This window comes from Xanthomonas translucens pv. undulosa (genome assembly GCF_017301775.1).
Classification (GTDB): domain Bacteria; phylum Pseudomonadota; class Gammaproteobacteria; order Xanthomonadales; family Xanthomonadaceae; genus Xanthomonas_A; species Xanthomonas_A translucens.
Map to the genome: position 1 here is coordinate 3,590,759 of NZ_CP063993.1, position 24,231 is coordinate 3,614,989.

Annotated in this window: 19 protein-coding genes and 2 pseudogenes; 10 read left to right on the forward strand and 11 right to left on the reverse strand. The window is 69.6% G+C overall.

All coding sequences use genetic code 11. The features are described 5' to 3' along the window. Window positions 1-53 precede the first annotated feature (53 nt). A pseudogene (locus tag ISN38_RS15275) lies at window positions 54-305 on the reverse strand (hypothetical protein); the annotation flags it as partial. A gap of 377 nt (window positions 306-682) precedes the next feature. Further along, window positions 683-1,561 carry an outer membrane protein assembly factor BamD gene (locus ISN38_RS15280; RefSeq protein WP_003466339.1) on the reverse strand — a complete coding sequence of 293 codons (879 nt, stop codon included), beginning with the start codon at window positions 1,559-1,561 and terminating at the stop codon, window positions 683-685. A 115-nt stretch (window positions 1,562-1,676) separates the two neighbouring features. Between ISN38_RS15280 and rluD the strand changes: the two genes are divergently transcribed. Both rluD and pgeF read left to right on the forward strand, forming a co-directional pair. Further along, window positions 1,677-2,684 (forward strand): 23S rRNA pseudouridine(1911/1915/1917) synthase RluD, encoded by a 1,008-nt coding sequence (gene rluD / locus ISN38_RS15285; RefSeq protein ID WP_003466336.1) that lies wholly within the window; start codon window positions 1,677-1,679, stop codon window positions 2,682-2,684. 79 nt (window positions 2,685-2,763) lie between these two features. Further along, window positions 2,764-3,537 (forward strand): peptidoglycan editing factor PgeF, encoded by a 774-nt coding sequence (pgeF, locus tag ISN38_RS15290; protein WP_003466333.1) that lies wholly within the window; start codon window positions 2,764-2,766, stop codon window positions 3,535-3,537. Between the two features lie 305 nt (window positions 3,538-3,842). Here the strand turns inward: pgeF and ISN38_RS15295 are convergent. Next, a pseudogene (locus ISN38_RS15295) lies at window positions 3,843-4,136 on the reverse strand (methyl-accepting chemotaxis protein); the annotation flags it as partial. On the opposite strand from ISN38_RS15295, the gene ISN38_RS20900 reads away from it, so the two are divergent. Next, complete coding sequence (locus ISN38_RS20900) at window positions 4,048-4,371, forward strand: hypothetical protein (RefSeq protein WP_003466329.1); 324 nt, start codon at window positions 4,048-4,050, stop codon at window positions 4,369-4,371. The pseudogene ISN38_RS15295 and the gene ISN38_RS20900 overlap by 89 nt on opposite strands. A gap of 192 nt (window positions 4,372-4,563) precedes the next feature. Here ISN38_RS20900 and ISN38_RS20615 read toward each other — a convergent pair whose 3' ends face one another. Further along, the gene (locus tag ISN38_RS20615; protein WP_256045443.1) at window positions 4,564-4,698 is read right to left on the reverse strand and encodes a hypothetical protein; all 135 of its coding nucleotides are present in this window, start codon (window positions 4,696-4,698) and stop codon (window positions 4,564-4,566) included. 314 nt (window positions 4,699-5,012) lie between these two features. Further along, entirely contained in the window at window positions 5,013-7,442 is a 2,430-nt protein-coding gene (locus ISN38_RS15305; RefSeq protein ID WP_171815506.1) for a membrane-bound PQQ-dependent dehydrogenase, glucose/quinate/shikimate family, read from the reverse strand. An 89-nt stretch (window positions 7,443-7,531) separates the two neighbouring features. On the opposite strand from ISN38_RS15305, the gene ISN38_RS15310 reads away from it, so the two are divergent. Continuing rightward, a complete protein-coding gene (locus ISN38_RS15310; RefSeq protein ID WP_155522303.1) occupies window positions 7,532-7,669 on the forward strand; it encodes a hypothetical protein in 138 nt (45 codons plus the stop codon). 72 nt (window positions 7,670-7,741) lie between these two features. Here the strand turns inward: ISN38_RS15310 and otsA are convergent, their stop codons facing one another. The 5 genes from otsA to ISN38_RS15335 form a co-directional block, all read right to left on the reverse strand. Further along, the gene (gene otsA / locus ISN38_RS15315) at window positions 7,742-9,109 is read right to left on the reverse strand and encodes an alpha,alpha-trehalose-phosphate synthase (UDP-forming) (protein ID WP_003466325.1); all 1,368 of its coding nucleotides are present in this window, start codon (window positions 9,107-9,109) and stop codon (window positions 7,742-7,744) included. Next, on the reverse strand, window positions 9,106-10,887 hold the full coding sequence (locus tag ISN38_RS15320; protein WP_003466323.1) for a glycoside hydrolase family 15 protein: 1,782 nt from the start codon (window positions 10,885-10,887) through the stop codon (window positions 9,106-9,108). The genes otsA and ISN38_RS15320 overlap by 4 nt, the downstream gene beginning before the upstream one ends. A gap of 68 nt (window positions 10,888-10,955) precedes the next feature. Beyond that, window positions 10,956-11,708: a trehalose-phosphatase gene (otsB, locus tag ISN38_RS15325; RefSeq protein ID WP_003466321.1), complete on the reverse strand. Its 753-nt coding sequence runs from the start codon at window positions 11,706-11,708 to the stop codon at window positions 10,956-10,958. Window positions 11,709-11,833: 125 nt separating this feature from the next. Then, on the reverse strand, window positions 11,834-12,625 hold the full coding sequence (locus ISN38_RS15330; protein WP_003466318.1) for a hypothetical protein: 792 nt from the start codon (window positions 12,623-12,625) through the stop codon (window positions 11,834-11,836). 272 nt (window positions 12,626-12,897) lie between these two features. Further along, a complete protein-coding gene (locus ISN38_RS15335; RefSeq protein ID WP_047325181.1) occupies window positions 12,898-15,336 on the reverse strand; it encodes a TonB-dependent receptor plug domain-containing protein in 2,439 nt (812 codons plus the stop codon). Between the two features lie 237 nt (window positions 15,337-15,573). Here ISN38_RS15335 and ISN38_RS15340 point away from each other — a divergent pair, with 237 nt between their 5' ends. The 5 genes from ISN38_RS15340 to ISN38_RS15360 all read left to right on the forward strand — a co-directional run bounded on the left by ISN38_RS15340 (window position 15,574) and on the right by ISN38_RS15360 (window position 20,488). After that, window positions 15,574-16,053, forward strand: coding sequence for a DUF3574 domain-containing protein (locus tag ISN38_RS15340; RefSeq protein WP_003466314.1), 480 nt, complete (start codon window positions 15,574-15,576; stop codon window positions 16,051-16,053). Between the two features lie 77 nt (window positions 16,054-16,130). Further along, window positions 16,131-16,457: a GNAT family N-acetyltransferase gene (locus ISN38_RS15345; protein WP_230811741.1), complete on the forward strand. Its 327-nt coding sequence runs from the start codon at window positions 16,131-16,133 to the stop codon at window positions 16,455-16,457. A gap of 230 nt (window positions 16,458-16,687) precedes the next feature. Continuing rightward, on the forward strand, window positions 16,688-18,286 hold the full coding sequence (locus ISN38_RS15350; RefSeq protein ID WP_058197413.1) for a hypothetical protein: 1,599 nt from the start codon (window positions 16,688-16,690) through the stop codon (window positions 18,284-18,286). Window positions 18,287-18,342: 56 nt separating this feature from the next. Beyond that, on the forward strand, window positions 18,343-19,542 hold the full coding sequence (locus tag ISN38_RS15355) for a lysozyme inhibitor LprI family protein (protein WP_047325180.1): 1,200 nt from the start codon (window positions 18,343-18,345) through the stop codon (window positions 19,540-19,542). A gap of 118 nt (window positions 19,543-19,660) precedes the next feature. Beyond that, window positions 19,661-20,488 (forward strand): DUF3014 domain-containing protein, encoded by an 828-nt coding sequence (locus ISN38_RS15360; RefSeq protein WP_047325179.1) that lies wholly within the window; start codon window positions 19,661-19,663, stop codon window positions 20,486-20,488. Window positions 20,489-20,640: 152 nt separating this feature from the next. Here the strand turns inward: ISN38_RS15360 and ISN38_RS15365 are convergent, their stop codons facing one another. Continuing rightward, on the reverse strand, window positions 20,641-21,345 hold the full coding sequence (locus ISN38_RS15365) for a glutathione S-transferase (RefSeq protein WP_003468279.1): 705 nt from the start codon (window positions 21,343-21,345) through the stop codon (window positions 20,641-20,643). A 270-nt stretch (window positions 21,346-21,615) separates the two neighbouring features. Here ISN38_RS15365 and clpB point away from each other — a divergent pair, with 270 nt between their 5' ends. Continuing rightward, the gene (gene clpB / locus ISN38_RS15370; protein ID WP_047325178.1) at window positions 21,616-24,201 is read left to right on the forward strand and encodes an ATP-dependent chaperone ClpB; all 2,586 of its coding nucleotides are present in this window, start codon (window positions 21,616-21,618) and stop codon (window positions 24,199-24,201) included. The last annotated feature ends 30 nt before the right edge of the window (window positions 24,202-24,231 follow it).

Sequence of the window (24,231 nt, forward strand, 5' to 3'; positions counted from 1 at the left end):
AAGGCGCGGCCGGCGCGCTCAATCTGCGAAATCGGTCAGCAGTTGCAGTGTCGGCTGATGCGGTACTGCCGCGACAGCGCCACCAGCCTGTCGAGCACGGCGAAGTTGCGCGGGTCCACGTCGAAGCGGTAGCTGCGCAGGTTGCGCTGGTCGAGCAGCTTGAACACGGCCTCGGCCTGGCTCAGCGGATAGGCCGGGCGGTCGTCGTGGCCGTTGACCCCGAACACGATGGCCGCTGCGGCGGCGCGGCGCTCGGCGGCGTCGGCGGGCAGGGCGGCGGCGAGGGCGGCAAGGGCGAGCGACAGCAGCAGAGGGGCGGGCAAGCGGGGTATATGGCGCGTCTCCTGTCAGGGCCGTGAGCGTTGTGGCGGCGGGCGGCGCCGCAGGCGCACAGGGACGGCGGGCCAGTGGGTCGAGCCTAGCAAGTGGCCGTTGCGTGCGCGCGCAGCGGCTGGGCGCTGCACCACAGATCGCGACACTGGCGGCGGCCGGCGCCAGTGGCCGGGATCGCATGTCCAGGGCGCTGCCGCTGGCCACTGTGCGGACAGCTACGGTCCTGGGTGGACGCAGTCGGCGCAGCCTGGCCGGCAGCCGGTGTCCACGGATGACATCGGCAATGGCCTGGCCGGGAAACGAAAAAGGGGCCTTGCGGCCCCTGTTTTCTTGCACCCGGCAGGCTGGCTCAGTTGGCCATTTCCGAGTTGGACTGCCCGGTGGAAGCAGACTTCTCGCCAGCGAACGGGTTGAGTTTGCGGATCATCCACGGGTACTTCGGCCAATGCCCGGTCAGCCACGGATGCTTGGGGTCGTTGAGTTCCAGCACCCGGCGCGCATCGTCGGCCAGCGGCTTGTTGCCCAGGTGGGTGTAGGCGTCGGCCAGCACCGCCACCGCGTCGTACTGGTAGGCGCTCTGCGGATAGGTTTCCAGCAGGTAGTTGGCGCGGCCGGCGGCCGACACCCAGGCGTCGCGGCGCAGGTAGTACAGCGCGTTGTCCAGCTCGTGCTGGGCGAACACGTTGCGCAGCGCGATCATGCGCTGGCGCGCGTCGGCGGCGTAGCGGCTGTTCGGATAGCGCTCGGCGACGATGTTGAAGTCGGCGTAGGCCTGCTGCGGCGTGGACAGGTCGCGGCGGCTCGGGTCCAGCGACCACACCCGGCGCAGGAACACCGTGTCGCGGTTGGAGTTGGACAGCCCGCGCAGGTAGTACATGTAGGCGATGTCGCGGTGGGTCGGATAGGTGCGGATGAAGCGGTCGATGCTGGACACCGCGTCGTCGTGCTTGCCGGCCTTGTACTGGGCGTAGGCGGACTCGATCATCGCCTGCTCGGTGTACTGGCCGTATGGGTACTGCGCGATCAGCCGCTTGAAGCTGCCCTCGGCGCCGGCCCAGTTGCTGGTCTGCATCTGCGTGTGCGCCTTCTGGTACAGCTGCTCCACCGGCATCCCTTCTTCGGGATTCTTGTTCTTCTGGCGGTGGCAACCCGTCGCCACGACGACCATGACCAGCATCAGGGCGATGAAACGGACGTGCGCGGAGAGCGGGACGGAGCGTCGGATCATGGGTTCGGGCAGGACACGTCAGGAATACGAAGGAGCGATGATAGCCTAGTGGCCTGTCCGGCGACTGACTATGGCCGCCGCGGCCCTCCCTTTCCGACGTAGCCGTGCCCTTTTCATGCCCAATACCCTCCCGGACACCCCCGAGGACGTCGTCTCCGACGGCCCGCGCCAGGCGCGCGTGCCTGACCACGCTGCCGGCCGCCGCTTCGACGCGGTGCTGGCCGAGCTGTTTCCCGAATTCTCGCGCTCGCGCCTGGCCGAATGGATCAAGTCCGGCGACGCGCTGCTGGACGGCGCCCCGGCGCGGCCGCGCGACGCCCTGCGCGGCGGCGAGATCGCCAGCCTGCACGTGGTGCTGGAGACCCAGACCCACGCGCTGCCCGAGGACATCCCGCTGGAGGTGCTGTACGAGGACGACCAAGTCATCGTGCTGAACAAGCCGGCCGGGCTGGTGGTCCATCCGGGCGCCGGCAACCCCAGCGGCACCCTGGTCAACGCCCTGTTGTACCGCGACCCCTCGCTGGCGTCGCTGCCGCGCGCGGGCATCGTGCACCGGCTGGACAAGGACACCAGTGGCGCGATGGTCGTGGCGCGGACTCTGCCGGCGCACACCTCGCTGGTAGCGCAGCTGTCGGCGCGCGACGTGCACCGCCAGTACCTGGCGGTGGTGGCCGGGCCGCTGGTCTCCGGCGGCACCGCCACTGCGCCGATCGACCGCCACCCGCGCGACCGCCTGCGCATGGCGGTGCGCGAGGACGGCCGCGACGCGGTCACCCATTACCGGCTGCGCGAGCGGTTCCGCGCGCATACCGCGCTGGAGTGCCGCCTGGAGACCGGGCGCACCCACCAGATCCGCGTGCACATGGCGCACCTGAAGCACCCGATCATCGGCGACCCGCTGTACGGCGGCGCGCTGAAGCTGCCCAAGGGCGCCACCGATGAGCTGATCGCCGAACTGCGCGGTTTCAAGCGCCAGGCGCTGCATGCCGAGACGCTGGAATTCAAGCATCCGCTGACTGGCGAGCCGGTGCGCGCCAGCGCCGCGGTGCCGGCCGACCTGCAACGGCTGCTGGCCGCGCTGCGGGTCGATTCGCGGCTGGCCGCCGAGCAGGCGCGGCGCTGAGGATGGGGCGGCCGGGTGCGGGCGCAGTGGCGCGGTTCGCCCGCGTGGCCGGTGCGGTGCTACAGCGGGCCGCACCCGCATGACTGACTTCGCCCTCGCCGCCGACTGGCCGGCATCGCCGCGGGTATGCGCGCTGACCACGCTGCGCGTCGGCGCCGGCGCCTCGGTGCCGCCGTTTGACCGCTTCAACCTGGGCAACCGCAGCGCGGCCGACGGCGACGATCCGGCCACGGTGCAGCGCAACCGCGACGAACTGGCCGCGCGCCTGGCGCTGCCGTCGCCGCCGCACTGGCTACGGCAGGTGCACGGGGTGCGGGTGCTGCGCTTCGAGCAGCCGCCGGCCGCGGTCGGCATCGACGCCGAGCCGACCGCCGATGCCGCGGTCACCGCGGTGCCTGGGGTGGTGCTGGCGATCCTGACCGCCGACTGCCTGCCGGTGGTGCTCGCCGCCCACGACGGCAGCGAGGTCGGCGCCGCGCATGCCGGCTGGCAAGGCCTGGCCGGCGGCGTGCTGGAAGCCAGCGTCGCCGCGCTGCGCACGCCGCCGGCGCAGTTGCAGGCCTGGCTGGGGCCGGCCGCGGGGCCGCAGGCGTACGAGATCGGCGAGAACGTGCGCGATGCTTTCCTCGGCCACGATCCGGCCGCGGCCAGCGCTTTCGTGGCGACCCGCCCCGGACACTGGCGGGTGGACCTGTATGCGCTGGCACGACAGCGCCTGGCCGCGGCGGGGATCGACCCGGCGCAGGTGCACGGCGGCGGCCTGTGTACGATCTCCGATGCGCAGCGCTTCTTTTCCTATCGCCGCGACCGCCGCAGCGGGCGCATGGCGACGCTGGCATGGATCGCGGACTGAGCACGCCTAACGGCTGGGGCCGGCGTTCGCGCGGCTGCCGCATGCGCTGCGCACGCTACATCCGGTGTCACAGCGGCAGCGCTACGTCGGCCATGCCGGAGTACCCCGCCGCTGTGCGCGTGGCTGGCGCGGTTGCAGCCGGCCAGTGCCACGCTCCGATCAAGCTGACCTTCAGCGCCGCTGCGCAGGGCGAGCGCTGACAGCGCCGCTTCGGCGCGCATGCGCTGCCGTCGCGGCTGTGGTTGCAGCCCGCACGGCAGCGCGTGCGTCCGTTGCCGCGGCTGGCGATCGCGCAGTGCGCCGGCTCAGCCGGTGCCGCGCACCAACCGGGTGACCTTGCCGTCGCCGGGTTGCGCGCGGGCCGGTGCGATCCGGAACACCGCCACCGCGGTGGCCAAGCTGTCGGCCTGTTCTTCCATGCTGCGTGCCGCGGCGGTGGCTTCTTCCACCAGCGCGGCGTTGCGTTGGGTCACTTCGTCCAGCTGCATCACCGTGCGGTTGAGCTGCTCGATGCCGCTGGATTGCTCGGCGCTGATCTCGCCGATCAGCCCGGTCACGCGCTGCACCGAGCCGACGATCTCGTGCGATGTCGCCGATGCTGCCGCCGACGAACTGCTCGGCGCGCAATTCGGGGCGGACGCTCTGTACGTCCGGCTCGATCGCGCGCAGCATCTGCAGCAGCTTGCGGTTGGCGAAGTGCACGCGGCCGTCGTCGTCGGCGATGCGGAGCATGGTGTCCAGGTCGTCCAGCGCCTGCAGTACGAAGCGGTCGCGGCGCAGTTCGGCCTCGGTCTCGGCCTGGCGTGCGGCCAGCCGCGTCTGCGCGCTCTGTAGCGCGCGCAGACGCGCGCTGTCGGCGTCGCCGCGGTGCTATCGAGGCGTTGTTCGAAGCGACCTTCGCCCAGCGCCTGCAATACGCGCTGCGACGGCGCGGCGTGTGCCGGCCCAGCACAGCGCCGCCACCAGCAGCGCTGCGGCGATCAATGCCGGCGTCAGCCGCGCCAGGGCCGGGCTGTTCGGGCCGAGCTAGCGGCCAAGATGCAACGCGTACAGCGCCATCGCCAACAGGCCCAGCGCATAGGCCAGGCCGAACGGCAAGGCGCGGGCGGGCAGGCGGGAGCTGCCAGTTGGGCGAGGGGATGCGGCGTCTGGCAGGCTCATGGCGGCTAGCGGCTGGGAAGATCGGCGCAATCCGCTCGCGTCGACAAAAGGTAGTGTGCCTCTCAGTATCGGCCGGCAGGTTCGTGGGCTTGACCGCGACACAGACCGCTCGTCGGAAATGTCGCACCTGAATAGGCGCGATAGGTGGCTGAAAACGTTCAAATTTTTGCTGCGGTGCAATGGGTCGCTCGGCGAGGCCGCGCCCGCAACGGGCACATGCGTGAACGCGCCGCCGTTGGCTGGCAGCGCTCCCGGCACAAAAAAAACCGGCCGTCTTGCGACGGCCGATCGGGTCTGGCGGAAGCGGGTTGGCGTTACTTCGCCGGCGCGGCGTCCGGCAGGGTCCAGGCGATCACGCTGTCGCCGGGCTTGGTCTCCATGCGGTCGTGGCCGCCGATCGCGGCGACGATGTACTGCTTGCCGTTCACCGTATAGCTCAGCGGTGCGGCCTGCGGGCCGGCCGGCACCCGCACTTCCCACAGCAGCTTGCCGGTCTGGGTGTCGTAGCCGCGCAGGAAGTTGTCCAGCGCCGCGCCGATGAAGGTGACGCCGCCGGCGGTGGCCAGCGAGCCGCTGTTGTTCGGCGTGCCCAGCTCGAACTTCATCTTCGACGGGATGCCCATCGGGCCCTGATCGTAGCCGGTGCCCAGCGGACGCCGCCAGATCACCTGCTGGGTGCGCAGGTCCACGCCGGAGACGTAGCCCCACGGCGGGGCGATGCACGGCGTGTTCAGCGGCGACATCCACGGTTCCTTGCGCGCGCCGTAGGCCAGGCCTTCCTGCGCCATGTAGCCGGGCGTCCTGCTCTTGCCGTTGAACACCGAGACCACGCCAAGTGCGTTCATCTCCTGCCGCGGGTACACGTGTTCGGTGTACGGCAGGCGGTTGCTGTTCATCACCATGATGCCGCGCTGCAGGTCCACCGACACGCCGCCCCAGTTGATGCCGCCGTGGTTGCCGGTGAACGACAGCGATCCCTGCAGGCTGGGCGGGGTGAACATGCCTTCGTAGCGCAACTGCTTGAACTGGATGCGGCAGGCCAGCTGGTCGAACGGGGTGATGCCCCAGGCGTCGGATTCGACGATGGTCTCGTAGCCCTTGCTCGGCGCGCCGACCGTGTTGGGCATGCCCGGCGACACCGGCTGGGTCTTGGCCGTCCAGTCGCCGTGGTCGGTGCCCTGCGGTACCGGGAGTTGCTGCACCGGCATGATCGGCTTGCCGGTCTGCCGGTCGAGCACGAACACCTGGCCGGACTTGGTGGCCTGGATCACCGCCGGGCGCGTGCCGCCGCCGGGGACCGGGAAATCGACCAGGTTCGGCTGCGGGCCGATGTCGTAGTCCCACAGGTCGTGGTTGACCGTGCGGAAGTGCCAGCGCTCCTTGCCGGTGGCCGCATCCACGGCGACCAGCGAGGCGGTGTATTCCTCTTCCTGCGGGGTGCGGCCCTTGCCGAAGAAGTCGCCGGAGGCGTTGCCGGTGGGCAGGTAGACCAGGCCCAGTGCGTCGTCGGCGGCCATCAGCGACCACACGTTCGGGGTCGAGCGGGTATAGGTCTGGCCGGCCGGCGGCGCGGCGTCGATGGACGGATTGCCCAGGTCCCAGGCCCAGCGCAGCTGGCCGCTGATCGCGTCGAAGGCGCGCACCACGCCGGACGGCGCATCGCGTTCCTGGCCGTCGCGGACCTGGCCGGTGGGCTGGATCACCACGCCGCGCATCACCACCGGCGGCGAGGTGGGGCCGACGAAGCCGGGCTTGGTGTTGCCGGTGTCCTTGTTCAGATCCACATAGCCGTGGTCGCCGAAGCTCTCGCACAGCTTGCCGGTGGCCGCGTCGAGCGCACCCAGGCGGCCATCGACCATCGGCCAGAAGATGCGCTTGGCGCATTCGGCGACCGGGGTGGTGGCCTCGAAATAGGACACGCCTCGGCAGGTGGTGGCGGCGACGCCGGCCATCGCCTTGGGGTTGGTCCTGGGATCGAAGCGCCAGCGCTCCTTGCCGGTGCTGGCCTCGACCGCGATCACCTTCTGCGTCGGGGTGCAGATGTAGACCAGGTCGCCGACCTTCAGCGGGGTGTTCTGGAACGCATAGCCGAGCTTGGAGCCGGCGGGCTTGAGGTCGCCGGTATGGAATTCCCAGGCGATCTTCAGGTCCTTGACGTTGGCCGGGGTGATCTGCGCGCCGGGGCTGTAGTGGTTGGACAGGTTGGAGCCGGCGTAGGCGGTCCAGTTGCCGGCGTCGTGGTTGGCGGCGACGTTGCCGTCGGGGCTGTTCACCGTGGTGCGGCTGAACGCGTCCTGCGGCCGTTGCGCGGCCAGCGCCGGATCGGCCAGCTCGACAGTGCGTGGGAACAGCAGCGGCACGAACACCAGCAGCGCGCCGAGGACCGGCAGCACGCCGGCGACCAACGCGTAGCCCAGTCCGGACAGCGGCGCCAGGCGCCGGCGCGCCACCTTCCAGAACGGCAACAGCAGCAGGCCGAGCACCGAGATCATCGCCAGGCGCGGGATCAGCGCCCAGCCGTCGAGGCCGACTTCGGCCAGCGCCCAGGCGATGGTCGCGGCCAGGGCCAGGCCGAACAGCCACAGCCCGGCGCGGCGGCCCAGCGCCAGCAGCGCGCCGGACACGACCAGCGCCAGGCCGGCCAGCAGGTAGTACCAGGAGCCGCCGACGGCGACGAGTTGCCCGCCCATCGCGACCAGGGCGGCGCCGATCAGGGCGATGACCACGGCATAGGCGACGAACAGCCAGGTGCCGGGTCCGTGTTTCGGGGAATGAGCGGTCATGGAGAGGGTCTGCAGAAGATCCGGCGGCGCCGTGCTGGCGCAGGCAGATCGTGGAGGGGATCGAGCGCTGGTTCGGCTGCATCGGCTGCGACCTGGCGCTCAACGTGCACGCCGCGCGCCCCTCCCAGGGTGTCGATGCGCGGCGTATGGGCAGCAACTTTAAAGGAATCGGCGTGCGCGTTCCGTGACCGCGCAGAAACCTGCGTTGTGCGTGCGCTGGCGCGCGGGCCGCGACAGGCAACGGCCGCGGCAGGCGCGAATCAGCGCCGCTCCAGCGCCTGCAGGTAGCGCTGCCGCCACACGCCGATGTCATTCTTGCGCAGGTGCTCCATCATCGTCTGCCAGCGTTCGATGCGCTTGGCCTTGGGCAGCGAGGAGGCGGTGGCGATCGCATCGGCCACGCCGTCCAGGTCGTGCGGATTGACCAGCAGCGCTTCCTTCAGCTCGTCGGCGGCGCCGGCCAGCAGCGACAGCACCAGCACGCCGGGATTCTCCGGGTCCTGCGCGGCCACGTATTCCTTGGCCACCAGGTTCATGCCGTCGCGCAGCGGCGTCACCAGGCCGACCTGGGCAGCGCGGTAGAAGCCGGTCAGGGTGGCGTGGGTGAAGTTGCGGTTGACGTAGCGCAGCGGCGTCCAGTCCGGCTCGGCGTGGCCGCCGTTGATGTGCCCGGCGATTTGTTCGAGCTGGTTGCGCAGCTGCTTGTATTCGGTGACGTCGCCGCGCGAGACCGGCGCGATCTGCAGATAGGTGAGGCTGCCGCGCTGGTCCGGATGCCGCTCCAGGTAGCGCTCGAACCCGAGGAAGCGTTCGGGCAGGCCCTTGGAATAGTCCAGCCGGTCCACGCCGATCGCCAACTGGCGGTCGCGCAGGCTGCTGCGCAGGTCGCGCACCGCCGGCTTGGTCACCGCCGCGCGCGCCTGCTGCGCGATCAGTTCGGTGTCGATGCCGATCGGGAATTTCTCGGCGCGGAAGCGGCGCCCGCCGGGCGCTTCCAGCACGCCGGCCTTGATCACCTTGCCGCCGCCGAACAGGCGCACGTAGGCCTGGAAGCGGTCCACGTCGCGCTGGGTCTGGAAGCCGACCAGGTCGTAGGCGTAGAAGCCGGAGAACAGCCGCGCATGGTCGGGCAGGGCCTGGATCAGGTCGGCCGACGGGAACGGCACGTGCAGGAAGAAGCCGATGCGGCAGCCGATGCCGCGCTCGCGCAGCAGCGCTGCCAGCGGGATCAGGTGGTAGTCGTGGATCCACACCGTGTCGTCTTCGCGCAGCAGCGGCGCCAGCTTCTCGGCGAACATCGCGTTGACCCGGCGATAGCCCTCGCGGGTGGCGCGATCGTAGTCGACCAGGTCCAGGCGGAAGTGCAGCAGCGGCCACAGCGTGCGGTTGGCGAAGCCGTTGTAGTACGCGTCCAGGTCGGCGCGGTTGAGGTCCATGGTGACGAAGCGGATGTCGCCCTGGGTCTGCTCGTGCAGCGCGCCGCTGTCGCCGCGCACGGTCTTGCCGCTCCAGCCGAACCACACCCCGCCGCGTTCCTTCAACGCGGCGAGCAAGCCCACCGCCAGGCCGCCGGCGCGGTTCTCGCCGGGCAAGGCCACGCGGTTGGATACCACCACCAATCTGCTCATGACGCCTCCTGCCAGCTGCGCGACAACCGCATCGCGGCGATGATCAAGCCGACGTGCGAATAGGTCTGCGGGAAATTGCCCCAGGCCTCGCCGTTGTCGAAGGCTAGATCCTCCGACAGCAAGCCCAGGTGATTGCGGCGCGCGAGGATGCGCTCGAACAGCTCGCGCGCTTCGTCCTTGCGCCCGATCGCGGCGAGCGCGTCGATGTACCAGAACGTACAGATGGTGAAGCTGGTTTCCGGCGCGCCGAAATCGTCCGGCGCCACGTAGCGGTACAGCGCGTCGCCGTGCTTGAGGTCGCGGCCGATCGCCTCGACCGTGGCGACAAAGCGCGCGTCGTCCGGGGCGATGAAGCCGATGTCGGCCAGCAACAGCAGCGAGGCGTCCAGGCGATGGCCGTTGAAGGTGTCGGTGAAGTGGCCGCGCTCGGCGCTCCACGACTCGGCCAGCACCCGCGCGTGGATGCGGTCGGCGCGTTCGCGCCAGTACGCCACGCGCGCGTCCAGGCCCAGCCGCGCGGCGATCTTGGCCAGGCGGTCGCAGGCGGCCCAGCACATCGCGCTGGTGTAGGTGTGCACTTCGGCGCGGCCGCGGAATTCCCACAGCCCGGCGTCGGGGACGTCGTGCAGCGCGAACGCGTGCTCGCCCAGCGGCTCCAGGCGCAGGAAGGTGTCCTTGTCGCCGGGATCCTTCAGGCGCAGGTCGAAGAACAGTTGCGTGGACGCCAGCACCACGCTGCCGTACACGTCGTGCTGCTTCTGGATCCAGGCCAGGTTGCCGCGCCGCACCGGGCCCATGCCGCGGTAACCGGCCAGCGACGGCACTTCGTGTTCTTCCAGCGCGGCCTCGAAGCCGATGCCGTACAGCGGCTGCAGGCTGCCGTCGGTGGTGGCGATGTTGAAGATGTAGCCGAGGAACTGCTCCATGGTGCGGGTGGCGCCGAGCCGGTTCAGCGCGCGCACCACGAAGGCGGCGTCGCGCAGCCAGCAATAGCGGTAGTCCCAGTTGCGCGGGGTGTCCGGCGCTTCGGGGATGGAGGTGGTCATCGCCGCGATGATCGCGCCGCTGTCCTCGTACTGGCACAGTTTCAGGGTGATCGCGCTGCGGATCACCGCGTCCTGCCAGTCCAGCGGCACCGACAGGTAGCGCACCCATTCGCGCCAGTATTCCTCGGTGCGTTCCTGCGCTTCCTGGATGTAGCCGGTCAGCGAGCGGGTCAGCGATTCGTCCACGCCGAGCATCAGGTTGACCGGGTGGCTGAGCACGAACGGCAGTTCGTCGCGGATGAAGCGCACCGGCACGTCGGTGGTCAGGCGCAGGGTGAAATCCGGCAGCAGCCAGCGCACGTGGTTGCTGCCCCAGGTGCTTTCCGGCTTGCGCGCGCCCCAGTCGGCCAGCGGCCGCGCCAGCACGCGGATGCGCGGGTTGCCGGCCAGCGGCCGTACCTGGCGGATGATGCTGACCGGCCGGTAGAAACGGCCGTGGTTGCGCCAGCGCGGCGCGAAGTCGATCACTTCCACCGTACCGCCGTGCGCGTCGCGCAGCACGGTGCGCAGGATCGCGGTGTTGGCCAGATAGTGCTGCTCGCTGTCGGCGAAATCCTCCAGCTCGATGCTGAAATCGCCGCCGTCGTGGTCGCGCGGCGACAGCAGCGCGCAGAACGCCGGGTCGCCGTCGAAGGCGGGCAGGCAGCTCCACACCACGCGCGCCTGCTTGTCGACCAACGCGCCGAAACTGCCGTTGCCGATCACGCCGAGATCGAGATTGGGGGAACTCATGGAGGAAGCGGATCCTTGTGCGCTGTCGGGGAGGGGACGGAGCGGGGCGCCGTCGCGGGGCGCCGGAATCATGCCGCGTTGTCGCGCAACCAGGCGTGGACGCCGCGCGGATCGGGCAGGGCGAAGGTCGCCGCGCTGTGTTCGCGCGGACCGACCAGCACGCTCCAGCCGCCGGCGGCATTGGCCGCTTCGAAGCCGAACTCATCGGTGAGGTCGTCGCCGACGAACACCGGGCGGCGGCCCTGGAACGGCGGCCGCTGCAACAGCGTGGTCAGTGCCACACCTTTGTCGCTGCCCTCGGGCACGAACTCGACCACGTGGTCGCCGGGCTGCAGGCGGTAGCCGGGCAGGGCCTCGATCTGCGCCTGGGCGAAGGCCAGCACCTGCGCGCCGGCTTCTGGCGCGGCGCGCCAGTGCAAGGCCAGGCTGGCGCCCTTGTCTTCGACCAGCACGCCGGGATGCGCCTGGCGCAGGTGCGCGGCGCGCTGGTGCAAGCCGTGCAGCCACTGCGAGGTATCGGCCGGCATCGCCGCGCGGGCATTGATGTCGCTGCGCAGTTCGTGGCCGTGCAGGCCGGCGGCCGGCAGGCGCAAGGGCGCGAACAGCGCGTCCAGCTGCGCCAGCGGCCGGCCGCTGACCAGCGCCAGCGCGCCGTGCAGGCGGTCGCTGATGCGGCCGATCGCCTCGCGCACCTCGGGCAGCAGGTACACGCCGTCGGGGCGATCGGCGAATTCGATGAGGGTGCCGTCCACGTCCAGGAACAATGCGCAGGCATCGTCCAGGCGCGGCGGCGGCGGTCGGAGGGGGTGCGCGTCTGCCATCGCTTCATAATGAACGAGACAGCGTTAGGGCCAAGTGGATTGGGGCCGAGAATGGAAAATTGGAAGAGCAAAAGCGGGAGGCCGACGCGCGGCTCGTGCTTTTACCCATTTCCCATCTTCATCGGTCAGGGTCTTGCTCTCCTAAATAGCGGAAAGCACGTGGTTTTTCTGTCAGGGCTGGGGCGCTCGCTGCGCTCGACGAGTTCCGCCAACGCGCTGGCTTGGTCCGGCACTCTTTGGCGGATTTGTTGCAGCAGGATGTCGACATCGGGATTTGGCCGCGCAGTCGCGGACTCGCGCTCGGAGCGCTCGATTTGCTCGACGAGCGCAGCCAACGCGTTGCCCTGGGCGCTGTTTTTTTCGTGGACCGCTTGAAGCAGGCGTGGGATATCCGGGTTCGTCGGCGCAGTCGCGGGGGCGGAGTGTTGCGATGTCCGCTTTCCCTCCCGCTCAATCCGCTCGGCGAGCTCGGCCAGTTCGGGGCCATCATGCAGGTCGTTTTCGTAGATCTCCCGCATCAGGTGGAGGATATCCGGGGTGTGCAGTGGTTGCGCGGACGCGGAGCCTTGCGATGTTTCGGCGACCGAAAGCGCGTGCTCGGACCGCTCGATGCCAGCCGCCGCGTTTGGGCCTTCATGCGGCTCTTCGCTGATCTCTTGCATCAGGCCTGGCATATTCGTGGGCGGCAACGGCAGCGCAGCCGTAGGGTCAGCGTATTGCGCGTAGCGCCTCGGCTGGCGCTGCAGGCTTTCATGCTTCGACAGCATAGGGCGCGGGGCGCGCGGCAGATCCGGCGCCACGGGCGCGTGGCCGTGTTCGGGGGAGGGCAGTGTCGACGAGGACGCGCTATGCGCCTGCGCGCCGTCGTCCGCATACGCGGTTTTCGACAGCCTGCTCTTGGGAAGGGCGAGACGCATGGCTATTTTTCAGCGAAATAATACTGACAGCATGACTGTTCCTGAGCGCCACGGCTGCCGTGCAGCGAATCTTTGCCGTCTTGGGCGAACTGGCGGTGAGGCATGTGGACGCTGCCTCCGGCTTTCGCTGGTGGCGTGGCGAGCGACGCCGATCCGGCGCGGGCAGCACTGGACCTGCGCTTCGCCCGCTGTCGCAGCGTCTGCCCGCCCCGGGTTTGCGCACAACGGGGAACGCGCTCGGCGCCCTGCACCTCGCCGTGCGGGCGCGCCGGTCAGAAGGTGTAGCGCACCCGCCCGTAGTAATACGCGCCGTTGCTGCCGATCGGCGACAGCACGTCGTAGGGCAGGTTGCCGAAGTAGGAAATATCGCTGTTGGAGCGGTCGGAGTAGTTGTCGGTGAGGTTCTGCCCGCCCAGCGCCACGCTCCACTGCGTGCTGATGTGGTACTCGACCTCGGCGTCGAGCTGCCACTTGGCGCCGTAGGTCTGCCGCGGCACGAAGCCGCCGCCGAAGTCGAATACGCGGGTGGCGCTACCGTAGCGGCTGACCCGGGTCTGCAGCGCCCAGCGGTCGTTGTTCCAGTTGGCGGCGAACTGGGCGCGGGTGCGCGGCGCGGCGTCGGTCAGGGTGTTGCTCTCCTCCACGCCGAACAGCACGTAGTCCGGATTTAGCGCCAGCAGCTGCGGCGGCGTGGCGACCAGGTTCTTCAGTTCGGTCTTGGCGTAGCTCCAGGTGCCGGTGAGTTGCAACTGGCCATCGCCCAGCGCCTGCCGCCAGTTGCTGACCAGCTCCGCGCCGCGGGTGCGGGTGTCGGCGGCGTTGACGAAGAAGCTGGCGCTCTGCAGGCCGCTGACGCCGAAGTTCTGCGCCACGAACGCGGTCAGCGCGTTGCCGTTGATGTCTTCGGACAATGCGATGCGGTCGTTGATGTCGATCTGGAACAGGTCCAGCGACAGGTCGAAGTGGGAGCCGATGCGGCTGGTGAAGCCGAAGCTGTAGTTGACCGATTTCTCCGGCTGCAGCGCGCGCGCGCCCAGCGCCTGCGCGATCGGATTGTTGACCGACAGCAGCCGGCCCTGCAGCAGCTGGCCTGCCGCGTCGTAGCCGGTGGAGGTGGCTTCGTAGCCAATCTGGCTCAGCGACGGCGCATGGAAGTTGTTGGAGATCGCGCCGCGCAGCGCGAACGCCGGCACGAACTCGTAGCGCGCGGCCAGCTTGCCGGTCAGTTCGCCGCCGAAATCCTGGTAGTGCTCGTAGCGCGCGGCCAGGTCGGTGGACAATTTGTCGCCGAACTGGCTGGACAGGCTGGTATAGACGCTGGCGACGTTGCGCGACAGGTCGGCCGCATCCTGCGGGGTCAGCCCGCCGCCGGCCTGGGCGCCGGTGGGGCGATCGGTGAAGGCGCCGGCGGCGTAGCTGGCCGGGTCGCCGGGGCGGGTGCGGTAGTGCTCGCGGCGCAATTCCACGCCGCTGCCGAGGGTATGGGTGGCGCCGTCGTCGTCAAAGCTGCGGCTCAGGTCCAGGTTGGCCACGCTCTGCTCGAAGGCGTAGTCGCCGGTCTTGAAGCGGGTCGTGCTGCCCGGGCCGAGCGAGGCGTTGAGCGAATTCTTCAACCGGTAGGTGAAGTCGTTGCGGCCGTAGTCGACACTGGCGTCGTAGGCCCACTCGCCCCATTGCCCGCGCGCGCCGGCCACGCCCTGCAGGTCGCGGTTCTCGCCCAGCGACACCGGGCGGTAGCCGTTCGGGTAGATCTGGGTCCAGTTGGCGTCGCTGTCGGGATAGCGGAAATAGTTGGCGCCCTGTGTGTCGCGCTGATTGTAGGTGCCGAAGAAGTAGAACTCGCTGCTCTGGCCGAACGGCAGCTTGCCGTTGATCCAGGCGTTGAGGTCCTTGCTGGCGCCGTCGCCGAGCACGTAGTTGCGCTTGCCGGCCAGTGCCAGGTTGGCAGGGGTCTGCGCCTCGAACGGCGGGATCTGGTCGTAGCCGGCGCGATTGGTACCCTCGTGGTTCTTCAGCTCCAGGCCGACCTTGAAGAAGCCGCCGTCGTCGCCCAGGCGGGTGCCGACCTTGGCGCTGGCGTAGCTGGTCTGGCCATCGGTGACGGTGCGGTCGATCGGCTTCACGTCGGTGTGGTTGGCGCCGAAGCTGGCTTCCAGCGCGCCGCTGTCCGGATCGTCGTCGAGGATCACGTTGATCACCCCGGCCACCGCGTCCGAGCCATACTGCGCGCCGGCGCCGTCGCGCAGCACTTCGATGCGCTTGATTGCGCTGACCGGGATCGCGTTGAAGTCCACCGGGGTGGTGCCCTTGCCGATCTTGCTGTCGGTGTTGACCAGCGCCGAGGTGTGGCGGCGCTTGCCGTTGACCAGCACCAGCACCTGGTCTGGCGAGAGCCCGCGCAGCTGCGCGGCGCGGATGTGGTCGGCGCCGCCGGAGTTGGACTGGCGCGGGAAGTTGAACGAGGGCAGCAACGCCTGCAGCGCGCTGCCCAGCTCGCCGTTGACCACCCCGGCCTTGCGGATGTCCTCGGCGCTGAGCACGTCTACCGGCGCGGTGGACTCGAGCACGGTGCGACCGCTGGCGCGGGTGCCGGTGACGATCATCGTGTCCAGGTTGGTCGGGGTGCCGGGAGCGGCCTGCTGGGCCAGGGCGGGGGCCGACAGGGCCAGGGCGATGGCCAGGCTCAGCGGCCGGGCGAACGGATACGACATGTGGGGTCTCTCCTGCGGCGGCGCAAAAAACGGCTGCAGCGGTCGTCCGTGCCGCGCAGGCGGAATGAATTTTGGTACATCCATCGTGTCAAGCGATATATTATCTTAATCGTTAACGCGGCCGCGAGCCGTCGCATTCGCTGCGCTCGCTATCAGCTGATGCCCGGCGGTTATCGGGCGCGTGCTGCCGTGGTCGCTTATCACCGCGTCCTTCCGTTCCGCTGCCGAGGCCTGCCGATGTTGCTGCGTACCCCCTTGCTTGCCGTGTTCCTGGCACTGACCGCCTGCGCCAGCGTGGCGCCGTCCGCTTCCACCGCGCCGGCCAAGGTCGGTGCCGCGTTGCAGGGCGATGCCGCGCGGCCGGCACAGGCCAGTGGCTGGGTGCGCAGCGAGTTGTACTTCGGGGTCGGCGAGGAGAGCGGCCCGGCCGATCGCCCGCAGGCCGAGCCGATCAGCGAGGCGCAATGGCGCGCGTTCCTGGACAAGCAGGTCACCCCGCTCTTCCCCGACGGCCTGACCGTGTTCGACGCCTACGGGCAGTGGCTGTTCCGCGGCGCCAAGGAGCCGAACCGGCTCAACACCAAGGTGCTGGTGATCCTGCACGAGGACACCCCGCAGCGCCGCGCCGACATCGAGGCGATCCGGCTGGCGTGGAAGCAGGCGACCGGGCACCAGTCGGTGCTGTGGGCGCGGTCGCCGGTGGAGGTGTCGTTCTGAGGCCGGGACTCGGGACTCGGGACTGGGGACCCGGGACCCGGGACCCGGGACCCGGAACAGCGGGGGCGGCGCCTTTCGTGATCCGGCAGGACGATCTGGCCGGTGAAGCGGTGCGTGCGTTGCTCGCCTACCACCTGCAGCAGATGCAGGCGCAGTCGCCGCCGGGCAGTGTCTATGCGTTGGACCTGTCCGGGCTGCAGCGCGCCGACGTGACCGTGTGGAGCGCCTGGCGCGGCGAGGCGCTGGCCGCGGTCGGCGCGCTGCGCGTGCTCGACGATGGCGGCGGCGAACTGAAGTCGATGCGCACCTATCCGGATGTCCTGCGGCAGGGCGCGGCCGCGGCGCTGCTGGAGCACATCGTGGCTGCCGCGCGCGCCGCCAGCCTGCACCGGTTGAGCCTGTAGACCGGCAGCGGCGCGGCGTTCGATGCGGCGCTGGCCCTGTACCGGCGCCGCGGCTTCCGCAATGGACCGGCGTTCGCCGATTACCTGCCGAGCGCGTTCAACCGGTTCCTGCATCTGGCGCTGTAGCCGCGTCGCGCGGTGCAGGCCGGGATGCTGCATCCGTTCGCGCGCCAATCCGCAAGCGCCGCTTCCATTACCATCCCCCGATCCCTCACCTCGCCATCGCCCGCATGCCCAGCACCGCTCCTGTTTCCTCGCGCCCGCGCTGGTTCGTCGCCGGCGACCTCAACGGCTTCTTCGGCCTGGTGCTCGACAACCTGTCGATCCTCGGCTTCATCAGCGCCGCCCTGATCGGCCTGTTCCAGTTCCCGGCCGAGGTGATCTACACGCGAATGATTCCCGGCACCGCGTTCGGCGTGCTGATCGGCAATCTGCTGTACACCTGGATGGCGCGCCGGCTGGCCGCGCGCAGCGGACGCAGCGACGTCACCGCGATGCCGCTGGGCCTGGACGCGCCGACCAGCATCGGCATGGCGCTGCTGGTGCTCGGCCCGGCGTTCGTGCGCTACAAGCAGCAGGGCCTGGACCCGCAGGCCGCGGCGCTCGCCACCTGGCACCTGGGCATGGCCGCGCTGGTGGTGATGGGCCTGCTGAAGACCGTGCTGTCGTTCTTCGGCGATGCGGTCACCCGCGCGCTGCCGCGCGCGGCGCTGCTCGGCTCGATCGCCGGCATCGCGCTGGTGCTGATGGGCTTCCTGCCGTTGCTGGAGACGCTGCGCTCGCCGCTGGTCGGCCTGTTGGTGCTGGGCCTGCTGCTGTACGTGCTGATCGCCAAGGGCCGCCTGCCGTACGGCGTGCCCGGCGTGCCGCTGGCGTTGGTGCTCGGCACCGGCCTGTACTACTGGTCGAACGCGGCCGGGTTCGGCATTCCCGGCTATCAGGCGCCGCAGTGGGTGACGCCGCAGCTGGTGCTGCCGTGGCCGAGCCTGGGCTTCGTCGCCGGCCTGGCCGACGCAGTGCCGCTGTTGCCGCTGCTGCTGCCGTTCGGACTGCTGATGGTGGTCGGCGGCATCAACGTCAGCGAGAGCGCGCGTGCCGCCGGCGACGATTACCGCACCCGCGACATCCTGCTGGTCGAGGCCTGCGCGACCCTGGTCGCGGGCGTCTGCGGCGGCGTCGCCCAGACCACGCCCTACATCGGTCAGCCGGCGTACAAGCACATGGGCGCGCGCAGCGGCTACACGCTGTTGACCGGGCTGTTCATCGGCCTGGGCGGCATGCTCGGGCTGGTCGCCGGGCTGGTGCAGTGGCTGCCGCTGGCGGTGCTGGCGCCGATCATCGTGTACGTGGCCATCGACATCACCACCCAGGCGTTCCAGGCCACGCCCAAGCGCCATGCCGGGGCGATGGTGCTGGGCTTCCTGCCGTCGGTGGCCTACCTGCTGGCGATCAAGGCGCCGGGCTGGATCCCGGCGGACAAGCTGGCCGCGCTGACCACCACCCTGGACGGCCACGGGCTACCGGAACTGGCGGTGATCTTCACCCTGGGCAATGGCTTCATCATCACCGCGATGCTGTGGACCGCGGCGGTGGCGGCGATGGTGGACGGGCGCCTGCGCCGCGCTGCGGTGTTCCTACTGGTCGCCGCCGGGTTGACCCTGTTCGGCCTGATCCATTCGGTGGATCCGCGCGGCGGCATCTATTGGCCATGGACGTTGAGCGGCCTGCCCAAGCTGATCGCCTGGCAGTTCGTCGGCGGCTACGTGGTGCTGGCCGCGCTGCTCGCTCTGCTGTCGTTGCAGAAGCCGCGTGCGGTGCTGGTGGATTGAGCGGGCGACAATCGGTGTCGGCATCGCGCCGGCGCGAGTGGAGGGCGGAGGGCGGAATGGACAGGAAAAACGGTTTGCGCGCGGGCGTGCTCGCACTGGCGCTGGCGTGGATGTCTGGCGCTGCGGCGGTGTCGTTCGATTGCGCCAAGGCCTCCAGTGCAGTGGAGCGGCTGTTGTGTACGGACAAGCGGCTGGACGCCATGGACGAATGGTTGGCCCGGCGCTACACGGCGCTGCTGGAGGTGGTACCCAGCGCGCAGCGGCAAGGCGTGCGCAGTGCGCAGCAGGCCTGGCTGGCGCAGCGCGGGCGCTGCCTGGCGCCCCCCGATCCGGGCGCCTGCCTGAACCAGCAGATGCAGGCGCGGGTGCGCGAGCTGGACGCCCAGTACGCGCCGCAGGCGGCGCGCTTCGACCGCATCGTCGCCAGCATTCCCGGCGCGCCGGCCGCGGCGGCGGCACAATTGCGCGCCTACGACGGCGGCCTGGCCTCGGCGTGGCTGGTGTACCTGCAGCGCTTCGTGCCAGCGGCCGGAGTCGGCGCGGCCGAGGCGCATGACCGCTTTGCCGCCGCCAGCGCCGCGCTGCACCGCCAGGACCGCGTGGCCGCCGGGATGCTCGACACGGACGCAGTGGCCGACCCAAAGGCCGTGCAGGCGCGCGATCTGACCCTGCTGCGGCTGTGGATCGAACGCAGCGGCTACACCGTGGTGGGCGCCACGCAGCCGAATCCACGCCCCTACGTGCACTGTTTCGTGTTCGCGCAGCAGGGCGAGGCGGCTTACGACGCGATGGGGCCGATGTACGGGTCCAGCCGCGACATCGAAGCGCCGATCTGCGCGCCGCAACCGGGCCTGTTCGACCAGCCGGCGTGGAAACAGCTGTACAAGGCGTTTTCCAGCCTGATCGACAAGGCTTCCGACGATGCCGGCACGATGCGCTATGCGGATTTCGCAGGATGGCGCGTGCTGTCGTTGCAGGCCACGCAGTCGCCATTGCTGTTCCTGCAGCGGCCGCAAGACGCAAAACCCAGGCGCGATCCGGCAGCGGCGATCGCTGCCTGGCACGATGCGGCGCTGTGGCCGCAAGCGGATTGCAAGGCCGCGTTGGCGGCCTTGCCGCCGGCGCGCGCGGCGACGGCGCGCTGGCTGATCGCGCACAAGGCGATGCCCGCGGCGCAGGCCGAGCAGGTCGCCGCGGCCATCGTCGCCGCGTGGGTCGATGCGCGCATCGCCTTCGGCGAAGGGGCCACTGGCTAACGTTGCGTGTCCGGTGTGCGGCGCCGCGCGCCGAGGCTGAACGCTGGCCGTCCCGCGTTGGAACCGGTGGCGGCAGCCGTGGTCACACCTGCCACTGTTCAACGGAGAACCGGACACCATGCAGCCGCGTCATTCGTTCTGGCCCTGGATCCTGGTCGCTGTGCTGGTGGCCGCTGCCGCGGCGTGGCTGTTCCGCGACAACCTGAGCGCGCTGATGCATGGCGCGGCACCTGCGCCTGCCGCGGTGGCGCCGGCCGCCGCGCCGCCCGTGGCGCCGCCCGCGCTCGCGGCCGCAGCGCCGCCGCCGCCGATCCAGCATCCGATCGATCCCGCCGCCGCGGCCGATGCGGCGATCCCGGCGCTGGCCGACAGCGATGCGGCGGCATGGGCCGAACTGGCGACGCTGGCCGGCAGCGAGGCGCCGCTGGCGCTACTGATCCGCGACCATCTGATCCAGCGTGCGGTGACGATGATCGACAACCTGCCGCAGCGCCGCGTCGCCGCGCGGACCCTGGCGCTGAAGCCGGTGCCTGGGCAATTGCAGATCAGCACCGATGCCGCTGGCGCCAGCAGCATTGCCGAGGCCAACGCGCAACGCTACGCCGCGTACGTGCAGGCCTTCACCCAGGCCGATGCCGGCGCCATGGTGGCCGCGTACCGGCGCTTCTATCCCTTGTTCCAGCAGGCGTATGTGGAACTGGGCTATCCCAAGGGCTATTTCAACGACCGCCTGGTGCAGGTGATCGACCATCTGCTGCAGACGCCGCTGCCGGCAACGCCGCCGGCGCTGATCGCCGATGCGCGCACCGGCAAATACCGCTTCGTCGATCCGGCGCTGGAGTCGCTGTCGGTCGGGCAGAAGGCGCTGCTGCGCCTGGGGCCGGTGCAGGCCGCGGCGGTGCGCAAGCAGTTGCAGGCGATCCGCGCGGCGTTGGTCCGGACCTGAGGGCCATCCTGGCGGGCTTCGGTGTCGTCGTTGTGATGGCCGCAGGAATCATGTGGGAGCGACTTCAGTCGCCCCCACAACAGGCATCATGCTGATGCTCGGCCCGAACGCAGACGCCCTGATCCGCTACGCAGGCCTGCAGCAGTAAATCATCACCCATCCAGCTCCGGATAACGACGGAAAATCCCGTTGTCGTTGAACGGCAGGCGCCGCGTCGATGCCAGGTACGCCGCGATGGCGGGACGTTCGGACACCCGCTGCTGCAGGGAGCGCAGCTGCGGCAGCTTCGGCGAGAGCTTCTTCATCGCGGTGGGGAACGCGTAGTCGAGTCCGCTCATCAGCTGGAACAGCGACAGGTCCACGTAGGAATGCTCGCGCAATGCATGGCGCCCGCCGCCCTGGCTCATGATCTGTTCGAAGTAGCCCAGGAACTTCGGCAGCCGCTGCGTGCGCAGGTTCTCGGCGCGGCGCAGCGCTTCCGGCTTCTGGTCTTCGTAGTACAGCGCGCTGCCGATGGGGTGGTGGCTGTCGTGGATCTCGGTCACCAGGTCGGCGATGGTCAGCTGCAACTGCAGCGCCTGCATGCGCCGCGATTCACTGTCCGGCAACAGCCCCAGCGAAGGACCCAGGTAGTGCAGGATGTTGCCGACCTGCGCGATCAGCAGCCGCCCGGCTTTCAGGAACGGCGGCGCGAACGGCCGCATGCCCGGTTGCCCGCCGTCGAGGAACGGCTGCAGTGCCGCATCGCCTTCCTCGCGGGCGACGTCGCGGTAGGCCGCGCCAGCATCTTCCAACGCCAGTCGCACGAACTCGCCGCGGCCCTGGATGCCGGTCCAGTAATAGAGTTCGTAGTGCATTGCGGCTCCTGTGCGGGAAGGTTCTAAAGCGCGAGGGTAGGGGCTGTAGCCGTAGCGGCGTGTGACCGTGCGGCGACTGGCGCAGGCAACCGTTTGGCTGGCGAGGGCGCTGTGCGGCCGTCGCAGCGCCTGGTGTGCAGTCCCTCTCCAGGCGGTCCGCCACACGGCGGGCACCTACCCAGCCAACCCCGCGGCCTTGAAACATGCGGCAACAACCGCATTTGACTAGCATGCCGGCGCGGCCGGCCCCTTTATCAGAGGAACTTCCCGATGCGGATGGACAAGCTCACGTCGCGTTTCCAGCAGGCGCTGGCCGACGCCCAGTCGCTGGCCGTGGGCCGCGACCACACCATCGTCGAGCCGGTGCATGTGTTCACCGCGCTGCTCGACCAGTCCGGCGGCAGCACCCGGCCGCTGCTGGCGCAGGCCGGCGTCAACGTGCCGGTGCTGCGCGAGCGGCTGGGCGAGGCGCTGGACAAGCTGCCCAAGGTCAGCGGCCAGCCCGGCAACCTGTCGATCGGCAACGATCTGAGCCGGCTGCTGAACCAGACCGACAAGCTGGCGCAGCAGCACAACGACCAATTCATCGCCAGCGAGTGGTTCGTGCTGGCCGCGGCCGACGATGCCGGCGCGCTGGGCCTGGCGCTGCGCGCCGCCGGCGCCGACAAGAACAAGCTCCAAGCGGCCATCGACAAGCTGCGCGGCGGCGAGACGGTGCAGTCGGAAAGCGCCGAAGACCAGCGCCAGGCGCTGGAGAAATACACCATCGACCTCACCGCGCGCGCCGAGAGCGGCAAGCTGGATCCGGTGATCGGCCGCGACGAGGAGATCCGCCGCACCATCCAGGTGCTGCAGCGGCGCACCAAGAACAACCCGGTGCTGATCGGCGAACCCGGCGTCGGCAAGACCGCCATCGTCGAAGGCCTGGCCCAGCGCATCGTCAACGGCGAGGTGCCCGAAGGCCTGCGTGGCCGCCGCGTGCTGTCGCTGGACATGGGCGCGCTGATCGCCGGCGCCAAGTTCCGCGGCGAGTTCGAGGAGCGGCTCAAGGGCGTGCTCAACGACCTGTCCAAGACCGAAGGCCAGGTCATCCTGTTCATCGACGAACTGCACACCATGGTCGGTGCCGGCAAGGCCGACGGCGCGATGGATGCGGGCAACATGCTCAAGCCGGCGCTGGCGCGCGGCGAGCTGCATTGCATCGGCGCCACCACGCTGGACGAGTACCGCAAGTACATCGAAAAGGACGCGGCGCTGGAGCGGCGCTTCCAGAAGGTGTTCGTCGGCGAGCCGACGGTGGAAGACACCATCGCGATCCTGCGCGGGCTCAAGGAGCGCTACGCGGTGCACCACGGCGTGGAGATCACCGACCCGGCGATCGTCGCTGCGGCCACGCTGTCCAACCGCTACATTGCCGACCGCCAGCTGCCGGACAAGGCGATCGACCTGATGGACGAGGCGGCCAGCCGCATCCGCATGGAGATCGACTCCAAGCCCGAGGAACTGGACCGCCTGGAGCGGCGCCTGATCCAGCTGAAGATCCAGCGCGAGATGCTGAAGAAGGAAAAGGACGAGGCCTCGCGGCAGCGCCTGGCCGACCTGGAAAGCGATATCGACAAGCTCCAGCGCGAGTTCTCCGACCTCGACGAAGTGTGGCGTTCGGAGAAGGCCACCTTGCAGGGCGCGACCAGGATCAAGGAGCAGATCGAGCAGGCGCGGGTCGAGCTGGAAGCGGCGCAGCGCCGCCAGGACTACGCCAAGATGAGCGAGATCCAGTATGGCCTGCTGCCGAACCTGGAGAAGCAACTGGCCGCGGCCGGCGATGCCGAGCATCACGATTTCACGCTGGTGCAGGACCGGGTCACCGCCGAGGAGATCGCCGAGGTGGTGTCGCGCTGGACCGGCATTCCGGTCAACCGGATGCTCGAGGGCGAGCGCGACAAGCTGCTGCGCATGGAAGACGAACTGCACCGGCGCGTGGTCGGCCAGCAAGAGGCCATCAAAGTGGTGTCCGATGCGGTGCGGCGTTCGCGCGCCGGCCTGTCCGATCCGAACCGGCCCAGCGGCTCGTTCCTGTTCCTGGGCCCGACCGGCGTCGGCAAGACCGAACTGTGCAAGGCGCTGGCCGAATTCCTGTTCGACAGCAGCGAGGCGATGATCCGCATCGACATGAGCGAGTTCATGGAGAAGCACTCGGTGGCGCGGCTGATCGGCGCGCCTCCGGGCTATGTCGGCTACGAAGAAGGCGGCTATCTGACCGAGGCGGTGCGGCGCCGGCCGTATTCGCTGATCCTGCTCGACGAGGTGGAGAAGGCGCACAGCGACGTGTTCAACATCCTGCTGCAGGTGCTCGACGACGGCCGCCTCACCGACGGTCAGGGCCGCACCGTGGACTTCCGCAACACCGTCATCGTGATGACCTCGAACCTGGGCTCGCACCAGATCCAGGAACTGAGCGGCGACGGCTCGGCCGAGGCCTACACGCAGATGAAGGCGGCGGTGATGGGCGTGGTGCAGGCGCACTTCCGCCCGGAATTCGTCAACCGGCTGGACGACATCGTGGTGTTCCATCCGCTGGACAAGGCGCAGATCAAGTCGATCGCGCGCATCCAGCTGGGCGGCCTGGACAAGCGCCTGGCCGAGCGCGGCCTGAAGATCGAACTCAGCGACCGCGCGCTGGAACTACTCGGGAACGTCGGCTTCGATCCGGTGTACGGCGCGCGGCCGCTGAAGCGCGCGATCCAGTCGCAGCTGGAGAATCCGCTGGCGCAGCAGATCCTGTCCGGGCAGTTTCTCAGCGGCGACACCATCCGGGTCGATGCCGAAGGTGGGCAACTGGTGTTCGTGAAGGCCTGACGCGACCCGCATCGCGGCGACGGTGCCATC

Coding starts and splice junctions, on each gene's coding strand:
- ISN38_RS15280 (WP_003466339.1), bottom strand. CDS start 1,561: ATGATCCGACGCTCCGTCCCGCTCTCCGCGCACGTCCGTTTCATCGCC.
- rluD (WP_003466336.1), top strand. CDS start 1,677: ATGCCCAATACCCTCCCGGACACCCCCGAGGACGTCGTCTCCGACGGC.
- pgeF (WP_003466333.1), top strand. CDS start 2,764: ATGACTGACTTCGCCCTCGCCGCCGACTGGCCGGCATCGCCGCGGGTA.
- ISN38_RS20900 (WP_003466329.1), top strand. CDS start 4,048: ATGCCGCTGGATTGCTCGGCGCTGATCTCGCCGATCAGCCCGGTCACG.
- ISN38_RS20615 (WP_256045443.1), bottom strand. CDS start 4,698: ATGAGCCTGCCAGACGCCGCATCCCCTCGCCCAACTGGCAGCTCCCGC.
- otsA (WP_003466325.1), bottom strand. CDS start 9,109: ATGAGCAGATTGGTGGTGGTATCCAACCGCGTGGCCTTGCCCGGCGAG.
- ISN38_RS15320 (WP_003466323.1), bottom strand. CDS start 10,887: ATGAGTTCCCCCAATCTCGATCTCGGCGTGATCGGCAACGGCAGTTTC.
- otsB (WP_003466321.1), bottom strand. CDS start 11,708: ATGGCAGACGCGCACCCCCTCCGACCGCCGCCGCCGCGCCTGGACGAT.
- ISN38_RS15330 (WP_003466318.1), bottom strand. CDS start 12,625: ATGCGTCTCGCCCTTCCCAAGAGCAGGCTGTCGAAAACCGCGTATGCG.
- ISN38_RS15335 (WP_047325181.1), bottom strand. CDS start 15,336: ATGTCGTATCCGTTCGCCCGGCCGCTGAGCCTGGCCATCGCCCTGGCC.
- ISN38_RS15340 (WP_003466314.1), top strand. CDS start 15,574: ATGTTGCTGCGTACCCCCTTGCTTGCCGTGTTCCTGGCACTGACCGCC.
- ISN38_RS15350 (WP_058197413.1), top strand. CDS start 16,688: ATGCCCAGCACCGCTCCTGTTTCCTCGCGCCCGCGCTGGTTCGTCGCC.
- ISN38_RS15355 (WP_047325180.1), top strand. CDS start 18,343: ATGGACAGGAAAAACGGTTTGCGCGCGGGCGTGCTCGCACTGGCGCTG.
- ISN38_RS15360 (WP_047325179.1), top strand. CDS start 19,661: ATGCAGCCGCGTCATTCGTTCTGGCCCTGGATCCTGGTCGCTGTGCTG.
- ISN38_RS15365 (WP_003468279.1), bottom strand. CDS start 21,345: ATGCACTACGAACTCTATTACTGGACCGGCATCCAGGGCCGCGGCGAG.
- clpB (WP_047325178.1), top strand. CDS start 21,616: ATGCGGATGGACAAGCTCACGTCGCGTTTCCAGCAGGCGCTGGCCGAC.